Raw genomic sequence first — 21,880 nt, forward strand, 5'->3', positions numbered from 1 at the left:
GGACGACACGCGCGTGTCCTCGACGTGTGGAGTGACCGCAGGATGCCAGGGCCCCGCCGGGCCCGCCCGGCGGGGTCTGGGGGGTTCGTTCGGATCGTGTCCGGCCGCAAGGCGCCGTTCCCCGAAAGTCGGCCCGATCCGAACGACACTCCCTAGGACCGCCCCTTCCGCAGTGCCCTGCGCAGCGGAGCGCCCACCACGCGGCGGGCCCGGCGGTACACCGACGCGGTCGCCGGGGCGGCCGCGAACCTGCGCACACCTGCCTTCGTACGGTCCAGGTCCCGCTTCAACCGGGTGTTCTCCGCGGTCAGTTCGCTCACCTGGTGGTTCAGCCAGCCCATGCGCGAGGCGAGGGAGGCGAGGTCCGTGTCGGTCCAGGGGCGCACTCCCGCCGGGAAGTCCAGCGCGCGCAGTCTCTTCTCGAAGGCCGCGCCGCCGTCGCCGTGCGAGAAGGTGTTCTCCAGGCCGTTGCGGTCCAGGAACGCCGTGAACCGCTCGAACCGCTCGTGGTGGTGGCCCGTCAGCGCGCTGAGGTCGGCCTCCTCGTACAGTCGTGCCGGGTCGACGTCCTCGGGCAGCTCGTCGATCCGCCGGTGCGGGATCTCGAAGTAGCGGCACAGCTCCAGCGTCCGCGAGTCCGCGCACAGTACGGTCGCGGGCGTACCGGCCAGCAGCGCGGCGATGTTGCCGTGGATGCGTGAGCCGAAGGAGAAGTCGAAGTCCCGCAGGTCGTCGATCCAGGTGACCGGGTCGACGTAGACGCGGACCTTGCCCTCGCGGTACATCGGGTGGTCGGGATGCGTCGGCATCGCGGTGACCTTCCCGTTCGGGTCGGACAGGTCCCGCCAGTGCAGCTGCTTGGCGTCGCTGAGGTTCTGGCCGATGAACCGCAGGTTGGGGTAGCGGGCGTGGGTGCGCGAGATGATCCGGTCCATGCCCAGCTTGCGCACGGCGCTGTGCGAGCCGTTGACGGCTATGCGCGAGCCCTCGGTCAGCTCCTGCGTCCGCTTCTGTACGGCGAGTTCCTTGCCGTACATGAACAGCGACGGGCAGCCGATCACCTCGACGTCGCGGAATCCCATGTCGTTGAGGTACTTCTCGGTGAACTCGCCCCGTACCCCGATCGAGGCGCTGCGGTCGAGCACCGCGGAGACGAAGGCGCGCACGGACGGCTCGATCGGCTTCAGCCGCGCCGGGTTGTAGTTCAGCCCGGTCTGCGCGCCGACCCCGAGGACGACCACGGGGATCCTCAGCCTGCCGATCAGCCGCGTGAGCCGCTTCAGGCCCGGCTCGAAGGACGGGCGGAAGGCGTTGGCGAGCGGCACGACGAAGGCGTCGTACTCCTCGTTGATGCGCTCCGCCGCGGCCACCTCGGTCCGCATCCTGTTCGAGACCACCTCCGTGCCGGGCGTCTCGAGGATCTTGTGCGCGGCGTCGCTGAAGATCAGGTTGCCGGAGTTGGTGGCGATGACGTCACGGTGGAGGGCCTCCTCCACGGACAGGACGTCATGGGGGCTCTTCCCCGATCTGAGCAGGATGCGCTTCGTGGGGCGAACGTTGTGGGGCACGCCGTTCAAAATACGTTCACGGAATGTTTGATTTCTATGGGCAACCAACGCAACTTTTCCGCTGGGCGCGGTGCGTGAGCGGGCGGTCACGGTGCGCATGTCCGGAGGGTGGAACGCCCGAGCGCACGCGGGGGTGCTTCGCGTAGATTGCCTGGCGAGCGACCGATCGACGTGAGGGACGGGCGGCAAGGTGGCAGGCGCGAGGCAGGCCGTGGGCGAGGCACGCAGGATCGTCGTCAAGATCGGCTCCTCGTCGCTGACCACTGCGGCGGGCGGTCTGGACGCCGACCGCGTCGACGCGCTCGTCGACGTGCTCGCCAAGACCCGGAACGAGGGGGCGGCCCGCGGTGCCCCGGCCGAGGGTGGTGGCGCAAGACGTGCGAGCGGGGGAGAGCGGGAGATCGTCCTCGTCTCCTCCGGTGCCATCGCCGCCGGTCTCGCCCCGCTGGGCCTGCGCCGCCGGCCCACCGACCTCGCCCGGCAGCAGGCCGCCGCCAGCGTCGGCCAGGGACTGCTGGTCGCCCGCTACACCGCCTCCTTCGCCCGCTACGGCGTCCGGGTCGGCCAAGTGCTGCTGACCTCCGACGACATGAGCCGCCGGGCCCATCACCGCAACGCCTCCCGCACCCTCGACAAGCTGCTGGCGATGGGCGCCTTCCCGATCGTCAACGAGAACGACACCGTCGCCACCGACGAGATCCGCTTCGGCGACAACGACCGGCTCGCCGCCCTCGTCGCCCACCTGGTCCGCGCCGACCTGCTGGTGCTGCTGTCCGACGTGGACGGCGTCTACGACGGCGACCCCGCCCGGCCCGGCACCTCGCGCATCGCGGAGGTCAGGGGCCCCGGGGACCTCTCCCACGTCGAGATCGGCAGCGCCGGCAAGGCGGGCGTCGGCACCGGCGGCATGGTCACCAAGGTCGAGGCCGCGCGGATCGCCGCCGCCGCCGGCATCCAGGTCGTCCTGACCAGCGCGATCCACGCGGCCGACGCCCTCACCGGAGGCGACACCGGCACCTACTTCCACCCCACCGGCCGCCGCTCCGCCGACCGGCTGCTGTGGCTCCAGCACGCCTCCACCCCGCAGGGCTCGCTCACCCTCGACGACGGCGCGGTGCGCGCGGTCGTGCAGGGCCGCAAGTCGCTGCTGCCGGCCGGGATCGCCGGCGTCGAGGGCGAGTTCAGCGCGGGCGACCCGGTCGAGCTGCGGGACCGCGAGGGCCGGGCGGTGGCCCGCGGGCTGGTCAACTTCGACGCCAAGGAGATCCCCCTCCTGATCGGCCGCTCGACCTATGAACTGGCCCGGGACCTCGGACCGGAGTACGAACGCGAGGTCGTACACAGGGACGACCTGGTGGTCCTGCATCCGTAATGCGCCGTTACGTCCGCCCTCGGTCGTGGACGTTCCGCAAAAGTGCCCCGCGATCCCCCGGCGGCCTGCTCAACTTTGTCCCAGGGACACATCCGCCCGATCCCCGGGCCGGTCCGCGTGTGAAGGAGGCCGTCGTGAGACGAGTGCGCCCTGGGACCGCGGCGTCTCGCGGTGGTGCCGGCTCCCGTGCGGCCGGCGACGAGCGCGCCCTGACCAGCGTCGCGGCCGGGGACCGGTGTCCGGGCGGCGAACCCGGCGACCTCCCGCGCCTGTGGCACGTCACCCTCAGCGTCTCCGGCGAACGGGCGCCGGTCGCCGAGGTCCGGCGGGCCCTGGAGCAACTGGCCCACGACCACCCCTTCCTGCTGACCAGCCGCTACGCCGACGACCACGCGGAGATCCGCTACTGGGAGGAGGCCCGCGACCTGCACGACGCGGCCGCCGTGGCGCTGCGCCTGTGGGGCGAGCACCGCCAGACCGCGGGCCTGCCGCCCTGGGAGATCGTCGGCCTGGAGGTCATCGACCGGCCCACCTACCACCAGCGCGTCGCCGCGGGCTACGGACCGGCCCTGGCGACACCCGTCGGAGTGCATCCGTTTTGAGCGTGTGTCTCGGGGTTTGGGATACCTGCCGACCGGGCCGGCCGACCGCACTACCCTTCCCCCATGACCACGCTCTCGCCGTACGACTCGATGTCCCCGGTCAGCCAGGCCGCCTACCGCGCCAAGGGGGCCGCCGCCACCCTCGCGCCGCTGCCGCGCGCCGCCAAGGACGACGCCCTGCTCGCCGTCGCGGACGCGCTGGAGGTCCGCGCGAGTGAGATCGTCGAGGCCAACGCCCAGGACGTGGCCAGGGCGCGCGAGGCGGGCATCACCGAGGGCATGATCGACCGGCTCACGCTCACCCCGGAGCGGGTGCGCGCGATCGCCGCCGACGTGCGGGACGTGGCCGCGCTGCCCGACCCGGTCGGCGAGGTCGTCCGCGGCTCCACGCTGCCCAACGGCATCGACCTGCGCCAGGTCCGGGTGCCGCTCGGCGTCGTCGGGATCATCTACGAGGGCCGTCCGAACGTGACGGTCGACGCCGCCGCCCTGTGCCTGAAGTCCGGCAACGCGGTCCTGCTGCGCGGCTCCTCCTCCGCGTACCGGTCCAACACCGCGCTGGTGCGCGTGGTGCGGGACGCCGTGGGCGGGGCGGGGCTGCCCGCCGACGCCGTGCAACTGGTGCCCGGCGAGAGCCGCGACAGCGTGCGCGAGCTGATGCGCGCCCGGGGTCTGGTCGACGTGCTCATCCCGCGCGGCGGCGCCTCACTGATCAACACGGTCGTCCAGGAGTCGGTCGTCCCGGTCATCGAGACCGGCACCGGCAACTGCCACGTCTACGTCGACGCGGCGGCCGACCTCGACATGGCCGTGGACATCCTGGTCAACTCCAAGGCCCAGCGGGTCGGCGTCTGCAACGCCGCCGAGACCCTGCTGGTCCACCAGGACATCGCCGCCGAGTTCCTGCCGCGCGCCCTGGACGCCCTGGCCGACGCCGGGGTCACCGTGCACGCCGACGAGCGCGTGATGGCGTACGCCAAGGACTCCCGCGCCACCGTCGTCAAGGCCACCACGGAGGACTGGGAGACCGAGTACCTCTCCCACGACATCGCCGCCGCCGTCGTCGACTCCCTCGACCGGGCCGTGGAGCACATCCGGCTGTGGACCTCCGGCCACACCGAGGCCATCGTCACCACCTCGCAGCAGGCAGCCCGCCGGTTCACCCAGCTGGTGGACTCCACCACGGTCGCGGTGAACGCCTCCACCCGTTTCACCGACGGCGGCCAGTTCGGCTTCGGCGCCGAGATCGGCATCTCCACGCAGAAGCTGCATGCCCGGGGACCCATGGGCCTGCCCGAGCTGACCAGCACGAAGTACATCGTCACCGGCGACGGCCACGTACGGCGCTGAACCGCGCACCCCGGGTGAGCGACGGCGGGGGACGTCTCAGCAAACGGATGAATTTCCATACCGTCTGCCCAAAATGACCCCCCAGGTCTACTCTGGATCCGTGCCGGAGGACGTGGGGGGCACGCCGTTCCCTGACGGCTGGGAGCCCGACGACGACCACGACCGCGGGGTGTCGGACGAAGAGTTCGCCTCCGTGGTCTTCGACGAGGCCTTCGTACGCGCGGCCGAGGTGCACGAGCCGACCGCCGTCGAACGTCTCCTGGCCGCCGCGCGGGCCAGAGCCGAGGCATCGGAGGCCGAGGCCCACCGGGCCCGTGCGCGCGGTGAGCGGTACGACGACGGGTACGGCGGCTACCGGGGCGATCCCGGCTACGACGTCCCGGACGACGACCCCGACGTCCTGGAGGACGACTACGGCTCCCCGGGTCCGTACGGCAGGCACGTGCGCTGGCACCGCCCCGTCGCCTGGATGCTCGCCCTGGTGATGGGCATCGGCATGGTCGCGCTCGCCTTCTCGGCCGTCTACCGGGGCGCCTCCTCCCACCGTCAGGACCCGGTCCCGCCGCCCGCCTCGACCGGCCTGGAGCGTGGCGGCGCGGCACCCTCCGCGTCGGCCGACTACTCCCAGCCGACCGTCCCGGTGATCCCGCGCCACAGCCCCTGAGACCGGGCATCCGCTTGGTGAGTACCTGTCAGAATATGGGGTACGGCCGGGCGTTTACCGGGCCCTCCCCGGACCTACCCTGAAGGTATGGGAGGGCCTTCGGACCCGCCCGAGGGGACGCCCGAGGGAGCCCCCGGAGGCGGAGAGGACGAGTACAGGTCCGTCGTCTTCGACGAGTCCTTCGTCCAGGCTGCCCGGCTCCAGGAGTACTCCGCCCAGGAACGCATCACCGACCACGCGCCCGCCGTCCGCCGCCGTCCGCCCCTGCGCCGTGGCGGCCTGTCCCGGCAGGCGCTGATCCTGGTCCTGCTGATCGCCGTGGCCTTCGGCACCGCCATCTACATGGGCGTACGCCACCCCTACCGCAACCCCGCCGCCGAGCGGCCCGCCGAGCCCCTGCGGATGACCGTCATCCCGCTCGCCCCGCAGGGCGAGGTGCCCGGCACCTCCGACGTCGAGGAGCTGTACGCGCGCAGTCCGGCGGCGCAGTTCCGCATCGGCGCCGAGGGGGTGCCGCTCCCCGCCTCCCGGCGCACCGCGCACTTCTCCGACGGCCAGGTGGTGACCGCGCTGATCACCGCGAAGGACTACCTCGTGCGGTCCGCGCTCGACCCGGGCGTGGTCACCGGGGGCCGGACCCGCCCCGTACGGGTGCTGCTCGACTCCGGCCAGCTCGACCAGTTCGACCAGAGCTTCAATCGGCCCACCGCCGACGGACGGCACGCGCCCACCGGATGGCTGGTCCGCTTCGACCCCTCCCGCGTGGAGCTGGCCGACCGCGAGATACGGGTCCAGGGCACCATGCAGGCCGCCGAGACCGACTCCTCCACCCTCGAGGTCACCACCGACCACACCTTCGTGTACGCGCTGCGACCGGCCGACGCGGACCGGGACGCCGAGGCGTCGCTGTTCACCGTCCGCCGCGAACTGCACTTCCGCTTCGACCGCGACGACCTGCGCCTGCACCAGGCCGAGCTCGTCGTCGCCTACGTCCAGGCCGGGCCCCTGTCCTGCGCGGAGGACTCCGCCGGCCGGCTGCACCCGCTGCTCGCCGGCCAGACGGCCAAGGAGGGCGGCCCCGCCGGCACCGACCCCTACGCCACGGGCAGCGTCCCGGCGCTGTGCGGCTCCCTGGCGAAGGGCGCGCAGCCCACGGTGTGAGCGGCGCAGCCCACGGTGTGAGCGGCGCCCTACGCGCGCAGGGCGCGCCTCACGCGCCGTCGCGCGGCGGGTCCTCGTCCCTCGGGCCCTCGGTGCCGGACGACGTACCCGGACCCGTACCCGGCTCCTGCGGCCCGCGCGGGGGCTTCGGCGCCGAGGAGGCGAAGCCCCCGAAGCCGCGGCGGACCCGGTCACCCAGGTCGCCCGCGCCGCCCGCGATGTCGTTGACCAGCTTCATCAGCGGGTCCTTGGAGGTCCGCACCTCACCGGCGTAGCTGCTCGCCGACTCCCGCCACGAGTCCCGCACGGACGCGTCCTTGTCCTCGTCGCGGCGCGGGTAGTGGCCGTCCATGATCCGCTGGTGATCCCGGGTGGCCGCCCACTTCTTCAGCTCGGCCGCCCGCACGGTGGTGAAGGGGTGCGAACGGGGCAGCACGTTGAGGATCTTCAGCACGGAGTCGCGCAGGTCGCCTCCGGCCTCGTACTCCTCGGCCTGCTCCAGGAACGCGTCCACGTTCATCTCGTGCAGATGGTTGCCGCCCGCGATCTTCATCAGGCCGCGCATGGAGGCCTGCAGGTCCTGCCCGACCAGCAGTCCCGCCCGGTCCGCGGACAGCTCCGACTTGCGGAACCACTCGCGCAGCGCGGTCACGATCGCCATGATCGCGAAGTTGCCGAGCGGGATCCACGCGACCCGGACCGCCAGCGACGTCAGGAACAGCAGGATCGTCCGGTACACCGAGTGCCCGGACAGCGCGTGCCCGACCTCGTGCCCGACGACCGCCCGCATCTCCTCCTCGTCGAGCAGCTCCACCAGCCCCGTGGTCACCACGATGATCGGCTCGTCCAGGCCGATGCACATCGCGTTCGGATTCGGGTCCTGGTTGACGTACATCGGAGGGACCTTCTCCAGGTCCAGGATGTAGCAGGCGTCCCGCAGCATGTCGTTGAGGTGCGCGAACTGCCGGTCGGAGACGCGCACCGAGTCCGACAGGAACAGCAGCCGCAGACTGCGCTCGGGCAGCAGACCGCTCAGGGCCTTGAAGACCGTGTCGAAGCCGCTCAGCTTGCGCAGCGCCACCAGCGCCGAGCGGTCGGCCGGATGCTCGTACGCCCGCGAGGAGATTCCGGGGAAGCGCCTGCGCTGCCTGCTCGGCACGCTCTCGTGCCCGTTGTGCTGTTGGCCGTCGGACATGTTTCCCCCATGTGCTTCGAGTGACCTTCGCGGCCCCTTGTACGACCTTTTGCTCCCCCGCGGCGATGCCCAGCCTAGGCGGAGATACCGTGGACGGGCAGTACGGACCGCGGTACGGCCGAGGAGGTACGGACATTCTGCTCCGGGTCATTCTGATCGTGATGCTGGTGGGTTGTGTGCTCACCGCGTGGTTCCTGTTGCGCGGCTACGGGCGGAAGGACGACTGAGAGCCGGCGAGGGTTGCCCGCGGCGCTCCGGCGAACGGGCCCGACCCGTCCCCCCGTCCACAACGGCGGAGTCGGCGTGTCCGGCGCGAGGACGCCCGCTTACGATGAGCGGACGTCGTTATCCCGCCCACACGCGATAGGTCCTGCCGAAGATGAGCTTCCCCAGCACCGCTGCCCAGTTGGTCACCCTCGCCGCCGAGGGCGGAGAGCACAGCGGCAACCACGAGAGCCTCAGCCCCTACGTCACCGGCGGCGGCGCCCTGCTCGGCCTGCTGCTCCTGCTGTGGATCACCACCCGCTTCAACCGCGACCGCTGAGCCCGTCGCGGGCCGCCCTGGCCGCCGGGGTTCCCAGGCCGGGCCGGTAGGGTCTGCACGCATGGGAGAGCAGGACATGCCTACCGGTCCCGGCAGCGGCCCGGCCAAGCGGGGCAAGCGCCGTCTCGGCGTCATGGGCGGCACTTTTGACCCGATCCACCACGGGCACCTGGTGGCCGCCAGCGAGGTGGCCGCGCAGTTCGGCCTCGACGAGGTGGTCTTCGTCCCCACCGGCCAGCCATGGCAGAAGAGCCACCGCGCGGTCTCCGCCGCCGAGGACCGTTACCTGATGACGGTCATCGCGACGGCCGAGAACCCGCAGTTCTCCGTGAGCCGCATCGACATCGACCGCGGCGGGCCCACCTACACCGTCGACACCCTGCGCGACCTGCGCGCGCTCAACCCGGACACGGACCTGTTCTTCATCACCGGCGCCGACGCCCTCGCCCAGATCCTCACCTGGCGCGACAGCGAGGAGCTGTTCTCCCTCGCGCACTTCATCGGCGTGACCCGGCCCGGCCACCATCTGACCGACGCGGGCCTCCCCGAGGGCGGCGTCTCGCTCGTCGAGGTTCCCGCCCTCGCCATCTCCTCCACGGACTGCCGTGCGAGAGTCGCCAAGGGAGAACCCGTCTGGTACCTGGTGCCGGACGGAGTCGTGCGCTACATCGACAAGCGCGAGCTGTACCGCGGCGAGTGAGCCGAGAGGGGCACCGGTGAACGACCGATACGACGCGGGGTACGGGACCGACGGGGCCGCCCCGTACGAGCTCGTCGGCTACGACGAGTACGGCCGGCCCGTCTACCAGCAGGCCACGGACCAGCAGACCCAGCAGGCTCAGCAGGCTCAGCATTACGAGGGGTACCAGCAGCAGGGGCAGCAGGGCTACGGCTACGACCCGTACGGCACGGGCGGGCAGCAGCAGCCGTCGTACGACCCCTACGGGACCGGGAGCGGGACAGGGACCGGAGGCGTGTCGCCGCAGCAGCCGCAGGCGCCCTCCTACGGCTCCTACGACCCGTACGACCCCTACGGCGTCCCCCAGCAGGCCCAGCAGGCCGGCGGCCCGACCGCCCCGTACGACCCCTACGGGCAGGCCGCCCCGCAGGCCGCCCCGCAGGCCGGCCCCGGGCAGCAGCCCCGGGCCGCCGAGCAGACCGCGCACATCCCGCAGCAGGCCGGCCCCGTCGACGACGACGAGCCGGCCCCCGCCGAGCCCGACCGGGAGTACCGCACCGAGCAGTTCGCCTTCGTCGAGGAGCCCGACGGCGACTCCGAGGACGTCATCGACTGGCTCGCGTTCACCGAGAACCGCACCGAGCGGCGCGAGGAGGCCCGGCGCCGCGCCCGCAGCCGGATCGTCGCCCTGGTCGTGGTCCTCGCCCTGGTCGCCGTCGGCGGCGTCGGTTACCTCTGGTACGCCGGGAAGCTGCCCGGACTGTCCGCCTCCGACCCGGACACGGGCACCACGACGGCCGCGGGTGCCCAGAAGCGGGACGTGATCGTCGTCCATCTGCACGACACCACCAACGGCGGCACCGCCACCGCCCTGCTCGTCGACAACACCACCACCAAGCAGGGCACCACCGTCCTGCTGCCCAACTCGCTCGCCCTCACCGGCGACGACGGCACCACCACCACGCTCGCCAAGTCGGTCGAGGACGACGGCTCCGAGGGCACCAGGACCGCGATCGACACCGTCCTCGGCACCGACATCGAGGGCACCTGGCGGCTGGACACCCCGTTCCTGCTCACCCTCGTCGACCTCGTCGGCAACATCGAGATCGACGCCGACGCCGACGTGCCCGACCCGGACGCCAAGAAGGGGGAGGCTCCCCTGGTCCGCAAGGGCGAGGGCCGGACCCTCAGCGGCAAGGCGGCCGTCGCCTACGCCACCCACCGCGCGGACGGCGAGGACCCAAACGCCCAGCTGGAGCGGTTCGGGCAGGTCCTGCACGGCGTCCTGCGCAAGATGACCTCCGACCCGGGCGCCGCCACGACCACCATCCAGACCCTCGGGCAGATCATCGAGCCGCCCCTCACCGACAAGGACCTGGGCTCCTTCCTGGCCCGGCTCTCCGACCTCGCCAAGGGCGGCGACCACAAGACCGCGCTGCTGCCCGTGCGGGACGACGGCACGCTCACGGCGGAGGCGAGCGACAGCGTGGTCGAGGACGTCCTGGGCGGCACCGCGAAGAGCCCCGACAAGGACGCCGCCGTCAGCGTCTCCGTGCGCAACGCCACCGGCGTGCAGGACCACACCGACAAGGCCCGCGTGGTGCTCCTCAACGGCGGCTTCACCTTCCGGGACGCCGGCACCACCGGTGCCCCCGAGACGGCCTCGAAGGTCGTCTACGCGAACGCCGCCGAGAAGGAGAACGCCACCGAGGTCGCCAAGACCCTGGGGCTGCCCGCCGACTCCGTCACCCAGGGCAAGGTCTCCGCGAACGCCCGCGTCTCGGTGGTCCTCGGCCAGGACTACGACCCCGGTTCGTAGCCGCCCGGCGCGTGGTCGGGCGCACCCTCCGTCATCGCGTGGGGTGCGCCCGGCGGTCCGTGAGACCCTTGAGGGCAAGTGTCCGCCGACCGAAAGCCTTGTAGTGACCGCAACCGACCGTTCCCTTGAGCTCGTCACCACCGCCGCCCAGGCGGCCGCCGACAAGCTCGCGCACGACATCGTCGCCTACGACGTCAGTGACGTGCTGTCCATCACCGACGCGTTCCTGTTGGCCTCCGCGCCCAACGACCGCCAGGTCAAGTCGATCGTCGACGAGATCGAGGAGCGGCTCAGCAAGGAGCTCGGCGTCAAGCCGGTCCGCCGCGAGGGCGACCGCGAGGCCCGCTGGGTGCTGCTCGACTACGTCGACATCGTCGTCCACGTCCAGCACAGCGAGGAGCGTGTCTTCTACGCCCTGGAGCGGCTGTGGAAGGACTGCCCCGAGCTGGAACTGCCCGAGGACGCCAAGGCCACCCGTGGCAAGGCCGCCGAGCACGCCCGGCAGCAGGAGGCCGAGGAGGCGACCGAGCCGGGGGGTGAGTGGCGGTGAGCGCCACCGGTGAGGTGAGCGCCACCGGTGAGGTGAGCGCCACCGGTGAGGTGAGCGGGTCCGCGCGCCGGGGCCGCCGCATCATCCTGTGGCGGCACGGCCAGACCTCCTGGAACGTGGAGCGGCGCTTCCAGGGCTCCACCGACGTCGAGCTCACCGAGACCGGCATCGCCCAGGCCCGCCGGTCCGCCCGTCTCCTCGCCGGCCTCAGGCCGGACGCCATCGTCGCCTCCGACCTGAAGCGGGCCGCGGCCACCGCCGCGGAGCTCGCCGCGCTCACCGGCCTGGACGTCACCCTCGACGAGGCGCTGCGGGAGACCTACGCGGGCGTCTGGCAGGGCCTGACGCACGACGAGATCATCGCCACGTACGGCGACGAGTACACCGCGTGGAAGCGCGGCGAGCCGGTCCGCCGGGGCGGTGGCGAACTGGAGACCGAGGTCGCCGACCGCGCCGCCCCCGTGGTGCTGCGGCACGCCGAGAAGCTCCCGGAGGACGGCACGCTCGTCGTGGTCAGCCACGGCGGCACCATCCGCACCACCATCGGGCGGCTGCTCGGCCTCCAGCCGCAGAACTGGGAGAGCCTGGGCGGTCTCACCAACTGCTGCTGGTCCGTCCTCGGCGAGGGCGCCCGGGGCTGGCGCCTGCTCGAGCACAACGCGGGCACCCTGCCCGAACCGGTGCTCGGCGACGACGACTGAGGGACTCCCGATCCGGCCCGGGACGCCCCGGGACCCGGATTTCACTTTCTGGCAGGTCGCAGGCTAAAGTTCTTCTTGTTCGCCCCGCCGAGCGGGGCGAAACACCAGGCGGCCACGCCGCGTGGCACCAGGGGCTATAGCTCAGTTGGTAGAGCGCCTGCATGGCATGCAGGAGGTCAGGAGTTCAATTCTCCTTAGCTCCACGTGACGAAGATCCCGCCTCCCTCAGGGAGGCGGGATTTTTCGTTCCCCGCACATGAGCGGGACGGTCTCCCCGGACGTATCCCTCTGCGAGGTGTGGAGCCGTGTCCCGACCGGTACCACGGCGTCGCTGACCGTGTCGGCCCGGTCGTGGCAGAATCAAACGGCCGGAAGGGGGCGCGGCCCGACGGGAGGGAGTTGTGATGCCTGCGAGCATCCACGAGGAGGTCGACCACCTTCTCGGAGCGGTGTCGACGCCACGGACCTCGACCCACCTCAGCCGCCCTTCCCTCGGTTTCGAGCACGCCGCCCAGGTGTTCGGCCACAACGACGGGATCTCCTACGTGTGCACGGCCCGCGGCCGCAGCCGGAGCTGATCGATGGGTGCACACAGGCGGAAGTGCGACTGGTGCGGCAGCGGGACGCCGATCGTCCGGGACATGGAACCGATCAACCCCGACTACCAGTACTGGTGCGAGGAGTGCGCGCGGGCGCTGATCATAAAGGGCGACCCCATCGAGACGTACCGCGAACTCGAGGGGGAGCCGATCTACGGCCGGCTCCTGGAAGAACACTGCACGCTCAAGCGCTTCTATTCGTTCGTGACCGCATGACCCCGGTCATGACTCGGGTCATGACTCGGGTGAGGGCATTTCGGGCATAGGTGAGCCAAGCGAAACCGATTTGGTGTTGGCCCGGGTCGACCGTGTAAAGTTGGCGTCGCCGCCGGGGAAACCGGGCGGAGCAGGGCAAGGGGCTATAGCTCAGTTGGTAGAGCGCCTGCATGGCATGCAGGAGGTCAGGAGTTCAATTCTCCTTAGCTCCACAGAAGTCGAGGGCGGATCATCCGAATGGATGGTCCGCCCTCGCTGGTTGTGAGGGCGGACAGACCCTAGCGGCCCAGGGCGCGCCGCCCGCGGCCCTGGGAGAGCACCGGCAGATTGCGGGAGGGCGCCTTGGCCTGGGGGGCCTCGTCCTCTACGCGCAGGGCCAGCGCCGGGCAGCGGCGCACCGCGCGCAGCGCCTTCGCCTCGGCGAAGCGCGGCACCTGGGCCTGAGCCACCGTCGGGAAGCCGTCCGCGCCGAGCTGGAACACCTCCGGGAGGATGTCCGCGCACAGGCCGTGCCCCCGGCACAGCGTCCAGTCGACGTAGATCTTCTGGCGGCTGGGCCCGTTCTCCTCCCCGCCGCCACCAGGGATGCCCGTAGGCGCCCTGCCTCCCTCGAAGAGCGGCAGAACGCCCGTCACGGGCCGTCCGCAGCCGTTGCCGAGGACATGGGCGGCGAGGTCGTCGGTGAACGCCTTGAGCGTCGACTCCAGGAACATCGCGGAGCCGTCGGGGTGCGAGCACGCGCCCCGGCGCTTCACGTTCTTGGCGACCTGCCTGACCGCCTCCAGGGCGGCCGGCCCGCCACCGTTCAGGATGTCCTCCAGGCCGCGCGCGGCGGCCGGCAGCCCCAGGTAGCAGGGGCCGCACTGGCCCGCGCTCTCCTCGGCCAGCCACTGAGCCACCCGCAGCGACTCGCCCAGGGGGCAGGTGTCCTGACCGATCGGCAGGATCGCGCCCGCGCCGAGCGAACCGCCCACCGCGTCCAAGGAGTTGCGGGAGACGATCGCCTCGTCGACGGTCGCCGCGTCGATCCACTTGCCGTGGTAACCGCCCGTCAGCACGCCCTGCGGCACCGGCGGTGCCCCGGCGAGTTGGAGGACGTAGCGCAGCGGCACGCCCGTCGGCACCTCGATCACCATGGGGCGGGCCACCGCGCCGGACACCGTGAGCATCACGGTGCCCGGCTCGTCGTAGAGGCCGGTGTTGCCGTAGCGCTCCGGGCCGATGCGGGCGGCGATGGCGAGCTGGGCGAAGGTCTCGGCGTTCGACAGCAGGGTGGGCGCGCCGCCGACGCCGCTGCGCGAGGCGCTGACCTTGCGGCCCGGCGGGATCGCCGGGCCGCCGTCGATGGAGCGGATCAGGGAGGCCGCGGCCCCGGTGACCATACGGACCGGGTTGCGCTGCACACGGGCGCGCAGCACCGACCGGCGCCCGTTGCTCAGTCCGCGTTCGGCGAGCGCGGCCTCCATGGAGCGCTGGGTGGACTCCCGGGTGACCCCCACCACGAGCGTGCGGGCCCCCATGGCCTCGGCGCACAGCAGAGCGCCGTCCAGGATGAGATGCGGGGCACGGTTGATCAGCACCGTGTCCTTGCGGCAGGCCGGCTCGTCCTCGCTGCCGTTGACGACGACGACCGGCCGGACGCCGCGCTTGATCGCCGATTCGGCGACCGAGCGCAGCTTCCTGTGGAAGGGGAAGCCCGCGCCGCCGCGGCCCCTGAGGTTGATGCGTTCGGCGAGCTGCGCGAGCTGCTCACCGCCCAGGGGCTCGAGCGGCCCGTGCACCTTGAGGTGCATGGGCAGATCGAGCCGGTCGACAAGGTCGAAGCCCGACGTGAGCTGGGGAAGACCGACCACGCGGACTTCGGGTACGTCGGGCAGGGCCTCGTTCACTTAAAGCCTCCGGAAGGCGTGTTCCAAGGTTCGCCCGAACCCGGTGCGTCGAAGTCGTAGGACGACGAGGGCGACGCACCGGGGAGCGTTTCAGTGGCGGGACCGCTGTTGTACGTGTCACTGGGGTTGTACGTGCCGTAGAGGGTGTTCGTCTCAGCGGTGTCGTACACATCACTCGAGCCGTAGCCGGAGCCGACCGAATTGTCATACGCCGGGACGGTGTATCCGGTGTCGTTGAGCGGGTCGTACGCCGACGGCGGTGCCTCACCGACCGGCGGCGGGGACGGGATCGGCCAGTTGCCCGAGGTGCTGGACGGGCCGTCCACGCGCGGCATGGCCTCCGTGCGCTGCAGGTCCGGCGGCAGCTCCATGCGGGCGGTTCCCCCGGTGAGCGGCGTCTGCCACGGTGACGGGGCGGGTGTCGAGACCGCGCGGTAGGCGGCGGCGAAGCCGTTCGCCGGTTCCGGGGCGGCGGCCCGCTCGGCGGTCTCGTACAGCGGGCGCCCGCCGCGAGGGCGCTCGTCGCCCCGCGCGGAGGCACGCCGGCCCCCGTGTCCGGGCAGGGCGGACCCGGCCGCGCGCGACCTGCTTTCCTCCAGGTTCTCGCGGTCGCGCTGCTCGGTGGGGCCGAGCAGCGAGGTGATCCGGCCGGCGATTCTGCGCTTTACCGGGCGTGGGGAGGCGCGCAGCACGAGGGCCGCCGTGACGCCGACCACGGACAGCCCGTAGAGGATCACGAAGACCGGCTTCGCCTCGCGGCCCGCGTACAGGCCGTGGACCAGCGCGGCGCACCAGGCCGGGTACGCCAGCATGTGCATCGCCCGCCAGCGGGCCGCGACCGGGGCCGGGGAGGCGAAGCGGTTGCGCAGTGCGCCGGTGATGCCCACGAAGAACATCAGCAGGCCGGCGAGGGTGCCGAGCCCGATGAGGAAGGTGCGGCCGGTGACGGCCTCGTCGTCGGTGAGGGCCAGTCCGAACGGGATCACGGCGGCGATCCAGGAGGTGTGCTCCTGTGCCACTTTGATGCCGATGTGCATCAGCAGGAAGACGATCGAGGCGACCGCGGTCGTCCGGTGCACCGCCTGCGCCAGGATCCGCTGACGGGGGCCGAGCAGGATCCGGTCCTGGGCGACGAGTCCCCAGATCACCGAGCAGCTCAGGCAGACCAGCGACAGGACGCCCACACCGAAGCCGAGGAACTCGGCGAGCCAGTCGTCCGCCGTGCTGTCGTCCGGCCTCACGACCTGCCTCCCGACGCCACGACGCGAAGCGGGCACGGCTCGGCCGCAGCCGACCGGCCCCGTGCGGGAGGTGGGCTGCTGTCTGGACGAGAGTTCATGGGGCAACTCCGAAAGGTTCGGTAAAGCGGTCCCGCTGCCGAACTGTAGAGCTCGTCATACCGATGAGTACGAGGTTTGAGTTATTGCGCTGTTATCACATGACGACGCGCTCGTTGCGATGTCCCTTAGTGGTTGTTACGCGGAGTAACCGTGCGCATCGGCCGGCGTGGGGAGCGCGTCGGGTCGGCGTGCGAAGGGCGTCGCGCCGCGGTGAGAAGCGCGTCGCGGCCGGAACGAGGGCTGCGGTACCCTAGCGCCATGCGTGCCGTACGCCTTCTGCTTAGCGAGCCGCGCTGATCAGTCCCGACCGCCGGTGACAGGCCGGTCGGAATCGGCGCGGCGTCCCCTCCTGTGCGAGGGGATTTTTCATTTCCGGAAAGCCGCAGCAGCAGGCAGAGACGATCGATGGAGCATTGAGGATCATGAGCGAGACGAACCCCGCTGCCACCGCAGCCGCGGAGGCAGCGCCGCACCGCTACACGGCCGCCCTGGCGGCCGAGATCGAGGCACGCTGGCAGGACTTCTGGGACGCCGAGGGCACGTACGCCGCTCCCAACCCCGGCGGCGACCTGGCGGGCGACGCGGAGACGGTCGCCAGGCCCAAGAAGTTCATCATGGACATGTTCCCCTACCCCTCCGGTGCGGGACTGCACGTCGGTCACCCGCTGGGGTACATCGCCACCGACGTCTACGCCCGCTTCCAGCGCATGACCGGGCACAACGTCCTGCACACCCTGGGCTTCGACGCCTTCGGCCTGCCCGCCGAGCAGTACGCCGTGCAGACCGGCACGCACCCGCGCGTGTCCACCGAAGCCAACATGGAGAACATGAAGTCCCAGCTGCGCCGGCTGGGCCTGGGCCACGACAAGCGCCGGTCGTTCGCCACGATCGACCCGGAGTACTACAAGTGGACCCAGTGGATCTTCCTGCAGATCTTCAACTCCTGGTACGACGAGCGGGCGGACAAGGCCCGTCCGATCTCCGAGCTGATCGCGCTCTTCGAGTCCGGTGAGCGCCCCGTACCGGGCCACACGCGCGCGTGGAGCGAACTGAGCGAGGCCGAGCGCGCCGACGTCCTGGGCGAGTTCCGCCTGGCCTACGCCTCCGACGCGCCCGTCAACTGGTGCCCCGGCCTGGGCACCGTGCTGGCCAACGAGGAGGTCACCGCCGACGGCCGCTCCGAGCGCGGCAACTTCCCCGTCTTCAAGGCCAAGCTGCGGCAGTGGAACATGCGGATCACGGCCTATGCCGACCGCCTCCTCGACGACCTGGACGCCCTGGACTGGCCCGAGGCCATCAAGCTGCAGCAGCGCAACTGGATCGGCCGCTCCGAGGGCGCCCGCGTCGACTTCCCCATCGACGGCGAGCGCATCACCGTCTTCACCACCCGCCCGGACACCCTGTTCGGCGCGACCTACATGGTGCTGGCGCCCGAGCACCCGCTGGTCGAGAAGTTCACCCCGGACGCCTGGCCCGAGGGCACCCACGAGGTGTGGACCGGCGGCCACGCGACCCCCTCCGAGGCCGTCGCCGCGTACCGCGCGCAGGCCGCCTCGAAGTCCGACGTCGAGCGCCAGGCCGAGGCCAAGGACAAGACCGGCGTCTTCATCGGCGCGTACGCCACCAACCCGGTCAACGGCGCGCGGGTTCCCGTCTTCATCGCCGACTACGTCCTGATGGGCTACGGCACCGGCGCGATCATGGCCGTCCCCGGCCACGACACGCGCGACTTCGCGTTCGCGCGCGCCTTCGAGCTGCCCATCACCTGCGTGGTCGAGCCGACCGACGGCCGCGGCACCGACCCGTCGACGTGGGACGACGCCTTCGTGTCGTACGACGCGAAGATCGTGAACTCCTCCGGCGCGGACGTCTCCCTGGACGGCCTCGGCGTCGTCGAGGCCAAGGCGCGCGTCACCGAGTGGCTGGAGAACCGGGGCCACGGCGAGGGCACCGTCAACTTCCGGCTGCGGGACTGGCTGTTCAGCCGGCAGCGCTACTGGGGCGAGCCCTTCCCGATCGTCTACGACGAGGACGGCGTCGCCCACGCCCTGCCCGAGTCGATGCTGCCGCTGGAGCTGCCCGAGGTCGAGGACTACTCGCCGCGCACCTTCGACCCGGACGACGCCGACACCCAGCCCGAGACGCCGCTGTCGCGCAACGAGGACTGGGTCAACGTCACCCTGGACCTGGGCGACGGGCCGAAGAAGTACCGGCGCGAGACCAACACCATGCCCAACTGGGCCGGTTCCTGCTGGTACGAGCTGCGCTACCTGGACCCGCACAACTCCGAGAAGCTGGTCGACCCGGCCATCGAGCAGTACTGGATGGGCCCGCGCGAGGGCATGCCGCACGGCGGCGTCGACCTGTACGTCGGCGGCGCCGAACACGCGGTGCTGCACCTGCTGTACGCCCGCTTCTGGTCCAAGGTGCTGTACGACCTGGGCCACGTGTCGTCGGCGGAGCCGTTCCACAAGCTGTTCAACCAGGGCATGATCCAGGCCTACGTCTACCGCGACAGCCGGGGCATCGCGGTGCCGGCCGCCGAGGTGGAGGAGCGCGACGGCGGTTACTACTACCAGGGCGAGAAGGTCTCCCGACTGCTGGGCAAGATGGGCAAGTCCCTGAAGAACGCCGTCACTCCGGACGAGATCTGCGCCGAGTACGGGGCCGACACGCTGCGCCTGTACGAGATGGCCATGGGCCCGCTGGACGTGTCGCGGCCGTGGGACACCCGCGCGGTGGTCGGTCAGTTCCGGCTGCTGCAGAGGCTGTGGCGCAACATCGTCGACGAGGCGACCGGCGAGGTGACCGTCGTCGACGTCGAGACGGCCGACATCGACGAGGACACCCTGCGCGCCCTGCACAAGGCGATCGACGGGGTGCGCGGCGACCTGGAGGGCATGCGCTTCAACACCGCCATCGCCAAGGTCACCGAGCTGAACAACCACCTGACCAAGCGGCAGGGCGCGCTGCCGCGCTCCGTCGCCGAGCCCCTGGTGCTGATGGTCGCGCCGCTGGCCCCGCACATCGGCGAGGAGCTGTGGCGCAAGCTGGGCCACACGGACTCGGTGGTGCACCAGGACTTCCCGGTGGCCGACCCGGCGTACGTGGTCGACGAGACCGTGACCTGCGTGGTGCAGATCAAGGGCAAGGTCAAGGCGCGGCTGGAGGTGTCCCCGGGCATCTCGGAGAACGAGCTGGAGAAGGTGGCGCTGGCCGACGAGAGGGTCGTCGCGGCGCTGGACGGGGCCGGGATCCGCAAGGTGATCGTCCGGGCGCCGAAGCTGGTGAACATCGTTCCGGCGTGAGGTGAGCGTCAGGGCCCGTCCGGCGGTCGGCATGGTCCGCCGGAGGGCCCAGGGGTCCGGAGTCCGGGTCCAGGGGTCTGGGGCCCGCGGGTCCGGGTGATCCCCTACGGGCAGGTTCGGGGTTTGTCAGGAACTCCGGACCTGCCCGTTGCGTTTACCGTTGAAGAGCGGCGCGAAGTGCGCCGGGACAGATGAGAAGGGCCCGGAGGAGGAGCTTCGTGGAAGCGGTGTTCGCAGTGGTCGCGTTGCTCTTCGTGCTCTTCGTCGTGCTTGGCGCGTACGCCACGGTGAAGGTCGTCGGCGCCGCCAAGCGCAGCGCGGACCGCCACATCACCCAGGCCCGCCGCACGGTGGAGGACCACACCCTGAGGGCCAAGGCCTTCGCCCAGCCCGGCCCGGCCGGCGAGATCGCCCAGCTCCGGCTCAAGCTGCGCACCTCGATGCGGGCCACCCAGGACGCGCTGGAGGCCGCCGTCGCCGAGGACGAGTCCCTCAAGGAGTCCCTCGGCCTCTTCCAGCGGCTCAGCGCGCACGGCCACGAACTGGACGGCGAACTCAGGCGCCTGGAGTCCGAACCGGACCGCGCCACGCTCTCCGGGCGGCTGCCCGAGCTGCGCGAGCGCACCGAGCGCATCACGAGTGCCGCGGACTCCCTGCGCTGGGCCGCCCGCGACCGCGCCCACCGTTTCGCGGCCGACGACCTGGACTCCCTGAGCGAGCAGATCGACATGGAGGCCGGGGCCCTGCGGCACTGGACCACCACGGAACCGCGCCCCACACCCCCGCCCTGGCCCGAAGCCCCCACCGCCGACGCCCCGCGGGCCGGTCAGAACCGGCCGGAGACACCGGAGCCCGCCCGGGCACGCGAACCGGAACAGGAGCCCGCGCGGCCCGCCATCACCCCGCCCGCGCCGCGTCCCACCTACCCCTGGCAGAAGAAGCGCCGCCCCGAGAGCACCACGTGAGTCGTGCCCGCGGGGCCGGGCTGCCGCAGGGGCACTACGGCAGGTAACCTCCAGCTCATGTCCCGCCATGTCGCGATCGTCACCGATTCCACGGCCTACCTGCCGGCCCGGACGATGGAGCGGCACCGCATCACGGCGGTACCCCTGACCGTGGTCCTCGGCGACCGCGCGCTCGAAGAGGGCACCGAGATCTCCACCCGCTCCCTCGCCCAGGCTTTGCAGAAGCGGCGCCCGGTGACGACGTCCCGGCCCGGCCCCGAGGTCTTCGCCGAGACCTACCGGAAGGTCGCCGAGTCCGGTGCGACCGGCATCGTCTCCCTCCACCTCTCCGCCGAACTGTCCGGCACCCACGACGCGGCGGTCGTGGCCGCCCGCCGGGCACCGGTGCCGGTGCGCGTGGTGGACACCGGCATGATCGCGATGGCGCTCGGGTTCTGCGCCCTCGCCGCGGCGGAGACCGCGGAGGCGGGCGGCACGGTGGACGAGGCGGTCACGGCCGCGGAGAAACGGGCGGCGGACACCTCGGCCTACTTCTACGTGGACACCCTCGACTATCTGCGCCGCGGCGGCCGTATCGGCGCCGCCCAGGCGCTGTTGGGCTCGGCCCTCGCGGTGAAGCCGCTGCTGCAACTGGCGGGCGGCCGTATCGAACCGCTGGAGAAGGTGCGGACGGCGTCGAAGGCGATCGCCCGGCTGGAGGAGATCGCGGCCGAACGGGCGGGCGGCGGGGAGGTCGACGTCGCCGTCCACCATCTCGCCGCCCCGGACCGCGCGTCGGCCCTCGCGGAGCGGCTCAGGACCCGGCTGCCGGGCCTGGCCGACCTGCATGTCAGCGAGGTGGGCGCGGTGATCGGGGCACATACGGGGCCCGGGCTGCTGGGGGTCGTGGTCTCGGCTCGATGAGGCGGTCGGCCGGTCTGTCGGCCCGTCGCGTGACCTCGTACTCGTACGGGTGACGGAGTTGTCCACAACCGGGCGGTGATCCACGGGGATCGAGCAAGATCATCGCGGGTGGGGCGCGGTGCCGGATCCTGCTCGCATGGCACTTCGATCACGCTCACGCTCAGCGACGCCGACCAGTGGACCGGGCCGCGGCCCCGCCTCCGACGGCCGCGCCCGCCATCGCCGGCCCGCCCGGCCCCGTGGCAGCCGGGCCCGGCACCGGGACCGTCAGGCCGCGGCGGAGGAAGTCCGGCGCCGCGCGGAGTCGCTGTTCGACGCCGACGAGGGCGTCGGGGGCGGCGGAACCAACAGGCGGGTACCGAGCTGGGCCGTACGCGGCGCACGCCCCCTCCCACGGACCGACTCCTCGGCGGCGAGGGGGCGTTCGGTGGTTGTGGAGCGCGGGGGGTTGGCTG

At 71.7% G+C, this 21,880-nt stretch carries 20 protein-coding genes and 2 tRNA genes; 18 read left to right on the forward strand and 4 right to left on the reverse strand.

What is annotated here, in order from left to right; genetic code table 11:
- Positions 1-152: 152 nt before the first annotated feature.
- A complete protein-coding gene (locus IE178_RS02050) occupies positions 153-1,568 on the reverse strand; it encodes a polysaccharide pyruvyl transferase family protein (protein WP_318279786.1) in 1,416 nt (471 codons plus the stop codon).
- Positions 1,569-1,758: 190 nt separating this feature from the next.
- Between IE178_RS02050 and proB the strand changes: the two genes are divergently transcribed.
- From proB to IE178_RS02075, 5 genes are all read left to right on the forward strand, one after another.
- Entirely contained in the window at positions 1,759-2,940 is a 1,182-nt protein-coding gene (gene proB / locus IE178_RS02055; protein WP_184760645.1) for a glutamate 5-kinase, read from the forward strand.
- A 143-nt stretch (positions 2,941-3,083) separates the two neighbouring features.
- Positions 3,084-3,542 (forward strand): DUF8830 family protein, encoded by a 459-nt coding sequence (locus IE178_RS02060; protein ID WP_498370630.1) that lies wholly within the window; start codon positions 3,084-3,086, stop codon positions 3,540-3,542.
- Between the two features lie 63 nt (positions 3,543-3,605).
- Positions 3,606-4,892, forward strand: coding sequence for a glutamate-5-semialdehyde dehydrogenase (locus IE178_RS02065; protein WP_193511068.1), 1,287 nt, complete (start codon positions 3,606-3,608; stop codon positions 4,890-4,892).
- Positions 4,893-4,992: 100 nt separating this feature from the next.
- The gene (locus tag IE178_RS02070; protein WP_498370629.1) at positions 4,993-5,556 is read left to right on the forward strand and encodes an SCO2584 family spore wall biosynthesis protein; all 564 of its coding nucleotides are present in this window, start codon (positions 4,993-4,995) and stop codon (positions 5,554-5,556) included.
- Between the two features lie 87 nt (positions 5,557-5,643).
- Complete coding sequence (locus tag IE178_RS02075; protein WP_193511070.1) at positions 5,644-6,717, forward strand: SCO2583 family membrane protein; 1,074 nt, start codon at positions 5,644-5,646, stop codon at positions 6,715-6,717.
- 49 nt (positions 6,718-6,766) lie between these two features.
- Here IE178_RS02075 and IE178_RS02080 read toward each other — a convergent pair whose 3' ends face one another.
- Positions 6,767-7,912, reverse strand: coding sequence for a M48 family metallopeptidase (locus IE178_RS02080; protein ID WP_184760650.1), 1,146 nt, complete (start codon positions 7,910-7,912; stop codon positions 6,767-6,769).
- 89 nt (positions 7,913-8,001) lie between these two features.
- Between IE178_RS02080 and IE178_RS02085 the strand changes: the two genes are divergently transcribed.
- The 10 genes from IE178_RS02085 (at position 8,002) to IE178_RS02130 (ending at position 13,232) form a co-directional block, all read left to right on the forward strand.
- Positions 8,002-8,139: a hypothetical protein gene (locus tag IE178_RS02085; protein WP_184760812.1), complete on the forward strand. Its 138-nt coding sequence runs from the start codon at positions 8,002-8,004 to the stop codon at positions 8,137-8,139.
- 152 nt (positions 8,140-8,291) lie between these two features.
- Positions 8,292-8,456 (forward strand): hypothetical protein, encoded by a 165-nt coding sequence (locus tag IE178_RS02090; protein ID WP_184760651.1) that lies wholly within the window; start codon positions 8,292-8,294, stop codon positions 8,454-8,456.
- Positions 8,457-8,517: 61 nt separating this feature from the next.
- Entirely contained in the window at positions 8,518-9,156 is a 639-nt protein-coding gene (gene nadD, locus IE178_RS02095; RefSeq protein ID WP_184760652.1) for a nicotinate-nucleotide adenylyltransferase, read from the forward strand.
- Positions 9,157-9,172: 16 nt separating this feature from the next.
- The gene (locus IE178_RS02100; protein ID WP_193511071.1) at positions 9,173-10,954 is read left to right on the forward strand and encodes an LCP family protein; all 1,782 of its coding nucleotides are present in this window, start codon (positions 9,173-9,175) and stop codon (positions 10,952-10,954) included.
- 103 nt (positions 10,955-11,057) lie between these two features.
- A complete protein-coding gene (gene rsfS / locus IE178_RS02105) occupies positions 11,058-11,504 on the forward strand; it encodes a ribosome silencing factor (RefSeq protein WP_184760654.1) in 447 nt (148 codons plus the stop codon).
- A gap of 32 nt (positions 11,505-11,536) precedes the next feature.
- Positions 11,537-12,205, forward strand: coding sequence for a histidine phosphatase family protein (locus IE178_RS02110; RefSeq protein ID WP_193511181.1), 669 nt, complete (start codon positions 11,537-11,539; stop codon positions 12,203-12,205).
- Positions 12,206-12,335: 130 nt separating this feature from the next.
- Positions 12,336-12,408, forward strand: a tRNA-Ala gene (locus tag IE178_RS02115).
- Positions 12,409-12,609: 201 nt separating this feature from the next.
- Positions 12,610-12,783 carry a hypothetical protein gene (locus tag IE178_RS02120; RefSeq protein WP_184760656.1) on the forward strand — a complete coding sequence of 58 codons (174 nt, stop codon included), beginning with the start codon at positions 12,610-12,612 and terminating at the stop codon, positions 12,781-12,783.
- A gap of 3 nt (positions 12,784-12,786) precedes the next feature.
- The gene (locus tag IE178_RS02125; protein ID WP_006136074.1) at positions 12,787-13,020 is read left to right on the forward strand and encodes a hypothetical protein; all 234 of its coding nucleotides are present in this window, start codon (positions 12,787-12,789) and stop codon (positions 13,018-13,020) included.
- Positions 13,021-13,159: 139 nt separating this feature from the next.
- Positions 13,160-13,232: transfer RNA gene (locus IE178_RS02130), tRNA-Ala, on the forward strand.
- A gap of 66 nt (positions 13,233-13,298) precedes the next feature.
- On the opposite strand, the gene IE178_RS02135 is transcribed toward IE178_RS02130, so the two are convergent.
- The gene (locus tag IE178_RS02135; RefSeq protein WP_193511072.1) at positions 13,299-14,909 is read right to left on the reverse strand and encodes an NADH-quinone oxidoreductase subunit NuoF family protein; all 1,611 of its coding nucleotides are present in this window, start codon (positions 14,907-14,909) and stop codon (positions 13,299-13,301) included.
- The gene (locus tag IE178_RS02140) at positions 14,906-16,150 is read right to left on the reverse strand and encodes a ferric reductase-like transmembrane domain-containing protein (RefSeq protein WP_193511073.1); all 1,245 of its coding nucleotides are present in this window, start codon (positions 16,148-16,150) and stop codon (positions 14,906-14,908) included. The genes IE178_RS02135 and IE178_RS02140 overlap by 4 nt, the downstream gene beginning before the upstream one ends.
- Before the next feature lie 521 nt (positions 16,151-16,671).
- Here IE178_RS02140 and leuS point away from each other — a divergent pair.
- The 3 genes from leuS (at position 16,672) to IE178_RS02155 (ending at position 21,425) form a co-directional block, all read left to right on the forward strand.
- Positions 16,672-19,557: a leucine--tRNA ligase gene (leuS, locus tag IE178_RS02145; RefSeq protein ID WP_193511074.1), complete on the forward strand. Its 2,886-nt coding sequence runs from the start codon at positions 16,672-16,674 to the stop codon at positions 19,555-19,557.
- Positions 19,558-19,775: 218 nt separating this feature from the next.
- On the forward strand, positions 19,776-20,522 hold the full coding sequence (locus IE178_RS02150; protein WP_193511075.1) for a hypothetical protein: 747 nt from the start codon (positions 19,776-19,778) through the stop codon (positions 20,520-20,522).
- A 57-nt stretch (positions 20,523-20,579) separates the two neighbouring features.
- The gene (locus IE178_RS02155; RefSeq protein WP_184760661.1) at positions 20,580-21,425 is read left to right on the forward strand and encodes a DegV family protein; all 846 of its coding nucleotides are present in this window, start codon (positions 20,580-20,582) and stop codon (positions 21,423-21,425) included.
- Positions 21,426-21,880: the final 455 nt, after the last annotated feature.

This window comes from Streptomyces griseoloalbus, from assembly GCA_014650015.1.
In the GTDB taxonomy this organism is placed as follows: Bacteria; Actinomycetota; Actinomycetes; order Streptomycetales; family Streptomycetaceae; genus Streptomyces; species Streptomyces griseoloalbus.